General features: G+C 70.0%; 1 protein-coding gene. It reads right to left on the reverse strand.

Annotation, left to right across the window (positions count from 1 at the left end):
- Nucleotides 1-240: alpha/beta fold hydrolase (locus tag SB771_RS36695; RefSeq protein WP_410722245.1), on the reverse strand; the 240-nt coding region annotated here is incomplete at both ends.

Consider the following 240-nt stretch of genomic DNA (forward strand, 5'->3'; position numbering starts at 1 on the left):
GGTGAGCCAGCGCTCGACCAGGGTCGGGGCCATCTTTTCCAGCGTCTGTTCGGCCACGGCGGCGATGCGGGCGCTCCAGCCTTCGGCCGAGCCGATGCGCGCGGCGGTATTGCACAGGATCAGCTTGCCGATCAGCTCGGGCCGGTTCAGCGCCAGCCACAGGCCGGTGGGGCCGCCCATCGACAGGCCGCAGAAGTGGGCGCGTTCGATGTTCAGGTGCGCCAGCAGTTCGGCGACGTC

The sequence above is a fragment of the Burkholderia sp. SIMBA_051 genome, assembly GCF_046534915.1.
Lineage (GTDB): Bacteria > Pseudomonadota > Gammaproteobacteria > Burkholderiales > Burkholderiaceae > Burkholderia > Burkholderia ambifaria.